The 9,062-nt window shown below is 41.9% G+C and carries 8 protein-coding genes; 7 read left to right on the top strand and 1 reads right to left on the bottom strand.

Features of this window, described 5'->3' with window-relative positions; genetic code table 11:
• Positions 1 to 218 precede the first annotated feature (218 nt).
• On the bottom strand, positions 219 to 2,024 hold the full coding sequence (locus A4S05_RS10135) for a vanadium-dependent haloperoxidase (protein ID WP_069069707.1): 1,806 nt from the start codon (positions 2,022 to 2,024) through the stop codon (positions 219 to 221).
• 982 nt (positions 2,025 to 3,006) lie between these two features.
• On the opposite strand from A4S05_RS10135, the gene A4S05_RS10130 reads away from it, so the two are divergent.
• The 7 genes from A4S05_RS10130 (at position 3,007) to A4S05_RS10100 (ending at position 8,953) form a co-directional block, all read left to right on the top strand.
• On the top strand, positions 3,007 to 3,678 hold the full coding sequence (locus A4S05_RS10130) for a glutathione S-transferase family protein (protein ID WP_069069706.1): 672 nt from the start codon (positions 3,007 to 3,009) through the stop codon (positions 3,676 to 3,678).
• 48 nt (positions 3,679 to 3,726) lie between these two features.
• Positions 3,727 to 4,593 (top strand): CmcJ/NvfI family oxidoreductase, encoded by an 867-nt coding sequence (locus A4S05_RS10125; RefSeq protein WP_069069705.1) that lies wholly within the window; start codon positions 3,727 to 3,729, stop codon positions 4,591 to 4,593.
• A gap of 115 nt (positions 4,594 to 4,708) precedes the next feature.
• Positions 4,709 to 5,623, top strand: coding sequence for a TauD/TfdA dioxygenase family protein (locus A4S05_RS10120; protein WP_069069704.1), 915 nt, complete (start codon positions 4,709 to 4,711; stop codon positions 5,621 to 5,623).
• Between the two features lie 137 nt (positions 5,624 to 5,760).
• Entirely contained in the window at positions 5,761 to 6,354 is a 594-nt protein-coding gene (locus A4S05_RS10115) for a glutathione S-transferase family protein (RefSeq protein WP_069069703.1), read from the top strand.
• A 77-nt stretch (positions 6,355 to 6,431) separates the two neighbouring features.
• Positions 6,432 to 7,379, top strand: coding sequence for a DMT family transporter (locus A4S05_RS10110; protein WP_069069702.1), 948 nt, complete (start codon positions 6,432 to 6,434; stop codon positions 7,377 to 7,379).
• A 157-nt stretch (positions 7,380 to 7,536) separates the two neighbouring features.
• Positions 7,537 to 8,028 carry a GNAT family N-acetyltransferase gene (locus A4S05_RS10105; RefSeq protein WP_069069701.1) on the top strand — a complete coding sequence of 164 codons (492 nt, stop codon included), beginning with the start codon at positions 7,537 to 7,539 and terminating at the stop codon, positions 8,026 to 8,028.
• Positions 8,029 to 8,188: 160 nt separating this feature from the next.
• Positions 8,189 to 8,953 carry a methyltransferase domain-containing protein gene (locus tag A4S05_RS10100; RefSeq protein WP_069069700.1) on the top strand — a complete coding sequence of 255 codons (765 nt, stop codon included), beginning with the start codon at positions 8,189 to 8,191 and terminating at the stop codon, positions 8,951 to 8,953.
• Positions 8,954 to 9,062: the final 109 nt, after the last annotated feature.

Raw genomic sequence — 9,062 nt, 5'->3', positions numbered from 1 at the left:
TTGGCTTAAGTTGACACCAGTGAGCACTGCTAAACCCTTACCCACGTATTTGTATCATTACTAAAGTGAAATGGTATTACTTCAATTTTATATTTACCAGAGCGATGCCCAATAGCCCGTCGTAGATATCGCTCTTTTTCAACTTAGTACAACTTTGCATTAATTCGTAGCGAATGGGCTAAAACAACCTTTGCGCTCCCATAACACCGAAAATCGGCTTAAACGGTGACTCTTGTACCGTCAAATTTGGTGAAGGTGAAACCATTGAATATTTCGTTGTAACCCAGTCTCTCATCCCTGAGCAGACTAATAGCAACCTTTTCTCCTAAAGCCAAAGAAGCTGAACCATCGGAACGCCAATGGATACCGCCGTGACCGCGACCAATCGCATAATTAGTTGCCAGTTTATTCAACTCTCCACCTACAGTTAGTGGTGACCCACTGTAAGGAATTACTTTTGTCGGGTCTTTGGGATCGGGCACTACTGGCGAGGGGATAACAAAGTTTTCATCAAAGAATGCTTTCAACAGTGTGATATTGACGCCAGCAGTAGCAGCCGCACCACCTGTATAAGAGGAATGGATTGGCGCTGCTTCTGGATATGCTTGGGGCAATAGATAGGTGCCGAAGGTGCTAAAGGTCTGAGCCAAAGCTTTGGAATTCAAGACCTCAGAATTAATTGGATACTGAGTTTTATTCACAATGTTGTTGTAGATTAGCCCACCATAAGCTTCTGGGCGGAGAATGCGATGTACATAATACTTCTGCCAGTATGACGCTCTAATGGCACGCGAAGTACCCAAGTTAAGCAAGGCTTGTAAATGTCCCACTGCAAAGGTTGCAGCTGAACCACTTTGAGTTCTCGATCTGACGTAGGGATTGCCTGGATTCAAAGGAGTACCGATGCTACCAAGAATCAACGAGGCTCCCACGTATGTAGGGCCGCCAATATGGGCATACTCACCTAAATCCCGAACCGTGACTATATAACGGTTTTTGGGGTCGTATTGAATGGTCTTCCCGGAACTACCTCCATTTTGAACAGTCAACCATTCCTGGAAATTGATTAGAAAGTCATTACCAGGAAGAGCAGTACGAATCAATGGCGAAACAGACTGAGTTCCCCAAGGAATAGTTAGCAACAAAAATTGTGATAGATAGGGCCCATTTAGCACCCCTGGTGGAGTCACATATCTTGTACTTGAACCGGAACCGACGTAGTTGACACTACCACGAAATAAAGTTTGAGGCGTGACACGACCATTTTGTTTTGGCCCTCGAAACACCGAAAGCCTGTTGAGGTCTTCGACGGCTGCCAAAACTTTTGGGTTATCAGTATTGTTTTGGAGCTTGGAAAGAGGTACATCTCGGAGTAAAGCTTGCCAGTAGAGTTCAACTGCTTCAGCAGCGCGATCTGCACTAGCCAGAGCTGGTGGGGGTGGCACAGCTATTTGCGCTGCATTGATCCCTTCTAGACTAATTGCTAGGGGCCCTTGAGGATTGACCAGCTTTCTTGTGCCGCCCAAGATGATATTTTCATAATCATTTGGGTTTTGTGTTGTCAGTGCTTTGGTCAAAGAGTTGTAAGCTTCTAGCTTGACTTCGCCTAGCTGGTTATGCGGTAGTCCCCTGCTGTCAGAGCCGATTTTGTTGGGATAACGCTCGTCATCGCCGTTGGTCGGATGGGGCGGAATCGGAATATTTCGTTCAAGTGCCGCTGCTTCAAGACGTACTCGATAGGCTTTATCAACAAACCTCCTGTAGTCGAACGGTCGATTATACCGCCTGTTAATATCTGTGGCTTGTACAATATCTCCTCCCTTCTTTAAGGAGAAAGGTGAACCTAAAACTCCTGCAACAACGCTAGCGGCACTAAACAAACCAGCACGGCCGAGAAATGAGCGTCTGCTGGCGTGACTACCAAAAAAACGTTTGTTAGCTATAGGGGTTTGTTTCAGTTTATCTTCACTACTAGCCTGAGTATCTTGCTCGGAACCTTTATGAGAATTAGGATCTACTTGCATGAAATGTTCTCCACTGGTAAAAAATAAGACAATAGTTTAGTCATGAGTGAATTCATGAGCATTGCAAAGCTAGAACAACTAGCCACGCACAAAATACCTGTCTCCAGAAAAACAAGTTAATATCGCCGGATTTAAGATGAAATCTGGGATTACTTTACTGGAAGGTAACTTGCACAGAAGGTGATTTTCCTGAAAGTCATGTAGTTATTCAGTGCTGATATGATGCTTCCATCACACGGCTGTTATAAATTTGTGGTTGTAATCAGTCTGATAGGATGTTGCCGGGTTAAACCACAGCTATAACTACCACCTAATTCTGGTCAATCCATAAAGTACTGTAAGTCTATCGACTTAACATATTTTGTAGATATTAAATCAGACTTTCTCACAATCGGTGATGAAAATCAAGAGGTTTTTACAATAAATTTAGCAGGAGCGTCAAAACCGAAGCTACAAGGATAAATAAAAGACTATGCAAGTATCAAATACTGAGCTAAAAAATCTTTGAACAGAACAATAGACATAGTAAAACTAGTGGTCTGTCCCATTAATTTTGCATGGTTTGTAGTAAGCACTTCAGTGCTTAAAAATAAAGGACTAAAGTCCTTACTACAAACTTTTATAACCCTTCAGAACTAATGGGACAGACCATTAGTGGTCTATCGCATTAATTTTGCGGGGCTGCTAGATGCCGGACTTCTTGAAGAAGTAAGGGATCTGAACACCACTAACCTCTCAAAACTTTTATTTATTTAGTTACACTAATAATTAGGTATACATATTTTCATAAAGACTGTATAATATTTAAAATACGCTAAATCGACCGACAAACTGTAATATATCATCTAACTGACGTAGATACCTGCCAGTCAATTATTTAACTGCACTAATCAACACATCTCGCTTTTGTCTTATTGCAATAGTAAGAGTTGTGCAATCTCAAATAGTCTGCATGTCACGATAATTACAAGGAAAAGATTTTATGAGCAACATACAACTGTACTTCGCCAAAGCCTCTACCTTCTCTCAACGGACTCGTGTAGTCTTACTGGAAAAAGGTATTGACTTCACCCCGATAGAAATTGACTTACAGAAAAAACCAGATGGGTACACGCAGATTTCCCGCTATGGCAAAGTTCCGGCTATCAAACATGGGGATGTTGAAATTTACGAGTCCGCTATTATCAATGAATATCTAGATGAGGTTTTTCCCGAACCACCATTGTTACCCCGCGATCCCGCAAATAAAGCGATCGCTCGGATTTGGATAGACTACGCCAATACTCGCCTTGTCCCAGCTTTTAACAAATTTCTGCGCGGTAAAGATAGCCAGGAACAGGAACAAGGACGAAAAGAGTTCACAGAAGTACTTCTATATATTGAACAAGAAGGATTAGGCAAAGGTGATTACTTGTTAGGAGATCAATTTAGCCTAGTTGATATCAGCTTCTATCCTTGGTTTGAACGTTTACCACTCTTAGAACACTTCCGCAAATTCACACTACCAGCAGAAACACCTCATTTGCAGACATGGTGGAATCTGGTAAGCGATCGCTCCTCAATTCAAGCAGTTGCAAATCCTGCGGACTTCTATTTGGAAAGATTCGCCAAAGTTCTCGGTGAACCTCTTCCTGTTGGTGCAGTTCAAAAATAGGACACAGGGATTGACAGAAATTAACCAAAATCCAAAATGGGATAACCTATGAGCTTAAATAACCAAGTTCTAGACAAACCAGTTTCCGCAGAACTGCCATACGTAGAGGCTAACCTCAGTTACCTGGTTCCAATGGCAGAAAAACCTGTTAACTATACTTACGAACCCCCACCAGGGATTCCCCGCACGAATGCAACTTATCAGACGCACAAACTGCCAATTTACAATGCTCGTTCTATCTCAGAGAATATCTCGTTAGATAGAGAAGGTTTTGCGTTTACTGGACATAATACTAATGTCCGCAACTTTTATGACGAGGACGAAGTACGCCGCGTCTACTATCCAGAAGCCGAGCAATTGTTAAAAGAAGTGACAGGTGCAACGAAGGTAGTAATATTCGATCACACCCTGCGTAACGCCAGTCAGTCCAAGCCAGGTGAGAATAATATTAAAGAACCTGCCAAGCGCGTACACAATGACTTCACTGCCAAATCTGGCTATACTCGCGCCCGTTTGGAACTAGCAGCGCAAGGCATAGATGACATTGATGCGCTACTAAAACAACGATTTGCCATCATCAATGTTTGGCGGGCGATCGCAACACCAATCCAAGAGTCACCATTAGCATTGTGTGACGCGCAAAGTATCGCACCCACAGACATTGTAGCTGGCGATCTTGTGTACCGCGATCGCGTCGGGGAAACTTATGGAATCACGTATAACTCCAAACATAAATGGTTCTACTTTCCGCAAATGCACAGAGACGAAGCACTATTTATCAAATGCTTCGACTCCGCAGAAGACGGACGCGCCCGTTTTGCCGGTCATACAGCCTTTGAAGACCCCACCAGCCCAGCCAACGCTCCCCCACGAGAAAGCATTGAATTACGAACATTCGTTTTTTACCCTGCATAGATAGTTAGAGAGACGCGATAAATCGCCGTCTCTACAGGGAATCTATCCGTCAATCAGTTCTTGCCATACTACTACTCTCTGCATAAAACAAATTATCCTTGGAGACACAAATATTATGACTTCCCAACACTTTGACATCAAACCAATCGCCGGACGTATCGGTGCAAAAATCATCGGTGTTGACTTGAGCAGTAACCTCAGCAATGAAATCATCAGCGATATCCGTAAAGCTTTAGTTAAACACAAAGTCATCTTCTTCCGAGATCAGAACCTTGATGCTCAAGGACAAGTAGCCTTCGCCCGACGCTTTGGGGAAGTCACCACAGCCCATCCCACCGTTCCCTCATTGCCAGAAAACCCAGAAGTTCTTGATCTGAATTACGGTAAGACTGTGAGCCGTGCCAATAATTGGCACACTGATGTGACATTTGTAGATCGTCCCCCTCTTGGTTCTATTTTGCGGGCCCTTGTCATCCCGCCATCAGGAGGTGATACGATTTGGGCAAACTCCGTGACTGCCTACGAAGATTTACCAACTCACCTGCGTAATATTGCTGACCAACTCTGGGCAGTACACAGCAATGCCTACGATTATGCAGCAGCTACAATTGACTTACCAGAAGAGGTCTTAAAGCATCGGGCTGTTTTCACCTCGACTGTATACGAAACCCTGCATCCAGTTGTCCGCGTCCATCCTGAATCTGGTGAACGTGGGTTATTTATTGGTGGGTTTGTGCGCCGTCTGCGTGGTTTATCACAGAATGAATCTGATGAAATCGTGAAATTGTTGCAAGCTTACATCACACATCCTGAGAACACAGTCCGGTGGCGCTGGAAAGTTGGTGATGTGGCTTTCTGGGACAATCGCGCTACTCAACATTATGCGATCGCAGACTACGGCAATCAACCTCGCCATGTTCAACGAGTCACACTTGTGGGTGATATTCCTGTTGGTATTGATGGTAAGCAGAGTGAGGCTATTAAAGGAGATTCTTCTGCATATAACCGACGTGAGGCAGCTTTAGTTTAGGAGGAATTGGATCGGAGTTTTTCTTAGTTCCTGTTGTTCTTAAAGAGAGTAAAGTAATTAGAAGTCAGGAGATTTGTGTATTCAGACTCCTGATTTCTATCTAAAAATGTAATTTTGTTTGACGATCGCGCTTTTTTATGAAACTCTTCTATACACCTAACTCACCCTATGCACGCGTAGCAAGAATAGCTTTACGAGAACTGAATCTCAGCGATCAGATCGAAATGCAAAAAGTCACTGTACGAGATCCGAACAGCGAGCTACTGAATTACAACCCCACAGGTAAAGTCCCAACACTAGCAACTGATGACGGATTTATTTTGAGTGATACGCGTATAATATGCGTTTATTTAAATCAATTTAATCCCGAAATCAAATTAGTTGCTGATATTTCTGATGGCTTTTTACAGCAACTTGAAGGTATAGCTAGTGGGTTCATAGATGGTATCGCTGTCTGGGTAAGGGAATTACGGCGTTCCCCAAGTGAGCAGTCACCAGGGATAATCGAGTTAGAGCGATCACGTGCTTTAAGAATCTTGGACTACTTTGAGAAGATTTCTGATAAATTCGACCAAACTCCAAAGCTTGCTCATATCACTCTCGTATCAGCACTGGGGCTAGAGAGCCGTCTACCTGAATTACAATGGCGACTAAGCTACCCCAAACTTGCACAATGGTATGATGAATTTTCTGAGCAACCTTCACTGCAAGCGACGAAACCAGACTCCTAAAGATAATTAGTAATTCGTAGTTAAGATTCCAATTACGAGTTGTTTACTCTTGGGATAATAATTATGAATTAACAATTATGTTCACAGTTCTTCTATCCGCTTTCGTTTTATCGTTTCACAATGTTACTGTGCGAGTTTTGTTTTCAGAACATCTCGTACTGGGTTTATTTCTACTCGGTGGATACGTTAAACCGGATTTGCAGAACTCATTATTGCTGATGTTCATGCGAATGCTACTGGTGGTTCCACTTATGGCATCTCTAGCATTCAAATTATATCCATCTGCTGAAAAAGAATTCCGAGACTTATTCAGGCGGGAACGCACTGATGTTTTGCTCCAAGCATTGGGCTGCGGAGTATTGATGTTTGTGTATATTGCATTACTCTACATGGCTATTGGCTTAATTCCTACTGGAATTGCCATGACCCTATTTTTTACTTATCCCGTGTTTACAGCGCTGCTTGCTTGGAGGTTTTTTGGCGAACGTCCTACACTTTTCCGTTGGCTAGTAATGGTGATTATTTTAGGGGGCGGCGTACTCACAATTCCTCAATCTTCTGCTGCTTACAGCAGTGATACCGTTACTACTGGTATTTTAGCCAGCGTTGGTTCTGGAGTTGTTTATGCGTTTTATAAAGTCCTAGCCCAAAAATGTTTAGAAAAATTGGATCCAGTTCCCTTCACCTGGATTAGTTTTACTTGTACCCTACTGTTTTCTGCTGTAAGCTTACTTTTCTGGCCACTTCCCAGCACTCAACTTGATTGGACACCCCTGTGGATTGGCAGTATTTTTTCTGGTTTAGTTAGTTTCATAGGACACACTTTCAATAATGTGGGAATTCGCATGATTGGCGCAACTAAGGCTTCTATCATCGGCGCAAGCAGTCCAGCGTTAACAGCATTAGTCGCATGGGCAACAATTAGCGAAACTTTAAACCTAATTCAAAGCTTAGGGATTGGTATTGTCACATTAGGAATTGCACTATTGAGTGGAGAAAGCTTTGTACGTAAACGTAGCCCATAAAATTGCTCAAAAATAAGAGTTAATTAGTGATTAATTTGTAAAGTATTTAATTTTTGATTTCATGCAGAGGAAGACACTGAGGAAGAATTAAAAACTCATGGTGCTGATTTGATTGCCTATTCTCCAGATGATATTCCCAAATTGCTTGTTCACAATTATGTTACATCCCAAAATTAGAAAAGCAAAAGAATCAGATGCACAAGCAATTTTTAAAATTATTAGAGAATTAGGTTGGTTTGCATGGGTAAATTCAACCTCCGACGAAAAAATTCTCACCCAAATTCAGCAGCACATTACTCAGTGTGAGCAAAATGATAGTCACTCTATTTATGTGGCTGAAAATGCTGAAAATAATATCATCGGATATATTACTGTTCATTGGCTACCTTGTCCATTTCTTCCCAAACTCCAAGGTTATATTTCTGAGTTATTCGTCCAAAAAGCTGCTCGTGGTCAAGGTATCGGCAAAACTTTGTTAGCAACCGTTGTATCAGAGGCAAAAATCCGAGAATGTTCAGTACTCATGTTGCTGAACCACAAAGAGCGAGAATCTTATCAACGGGAATTTTACCGTAAACAAGGTTGGATCGAACGTGAAACAGTTGCCAATTTTATCTATCCATTAAATGCGCGATCGCATTTTCACTAAAAAAACAGGATTCAGGACAGTGGATTCATTTAAAAGGTTGGCAAGTTAAAATTTAATTAATAACTGGTAATTATATTTGCTAATCCAACTATCCGAAAAGAAGAGAAATATGGCTATGACAGCTTTATGCCATTGTATATTGAGGAGGTAGAGTGACAAGATGCCAGATAAATGGAATCCAGAATTATATGAACAGTTTGAATCTCAAAGAAGTCGCCCATTCTATGATTTGGTAGACATGGTACATCGACAAGAAAACTTACGAGTTCTAGATTTAGGATCTGGAACGGGAAAGTTAACGAAATATCTGCATGATACACTAGCAGCACAAGAAACTCTGGGAATAGATGCTTCTGAAAATATGCTGCAAAAAGCACGTCAATATGAAGGTAACGGACTACGCTTTGAGCAAGGAAAAATAGAGGATAGCCCAGGAGAAGGAGAGTTTGATTTAGTCTTTTCTAATGCCGCTTTGCAATGGTTAATAGGACACGAAGCTTTATTTGAAAAATTACGCCACAAGTTACGTCCAGGTGGACAACTAGCTGTACAAATCCCGACGATGGACGATGAACTAGTACATAAGTTAGCACTTGAAACAGCCAAGGATTTTGGTCAAGAATTAGGGGGATATGTGCGGCGTTTGGAAGTACTTACTCCAGTAAATTATGCCAAACTACTGTATAATCTGGGGTTTATTAAACAGGAAGTAAAACTTCAGATTTATGGTCATGTTCTACCGTCACGAGAATCCGTAGTGGAATGGTATCGTGGTACACTACTAACGGCATACGAGTCGCGGTTAGATACCCAGACTTATGAACGATTTGTAGAACTGTATAAGGAAAAGTTATTTGAAAAGTTGGAAGATGAGCAACCTTTCTTTTTCCCTTACAAACGCATTTTAATGTGGGGACGCATTTAAGAGGATGTTTTAAAAGTGGGGGGCAATTGTAAGAAAGCTCACAAGGCTTAAGCTGAAATTATAAGCATCAGCACCTTGTGAGCAAATGACTAAAGCATATCGTAGTAAC

This window comes from Nostoc sp. KVJ20, assembly GCF_001712795.1.
Classification (GTDB): domain Bacteria; phylum Cyanobacteriota; class Cyanobacteriia; order Cyanobacteriales; family Nostocaceae; genus Nostoc.
Note: the sequence above shows the minus strand (reverse complement) of the source record. Positions and strands in the feature narration are given on the sequence as shown.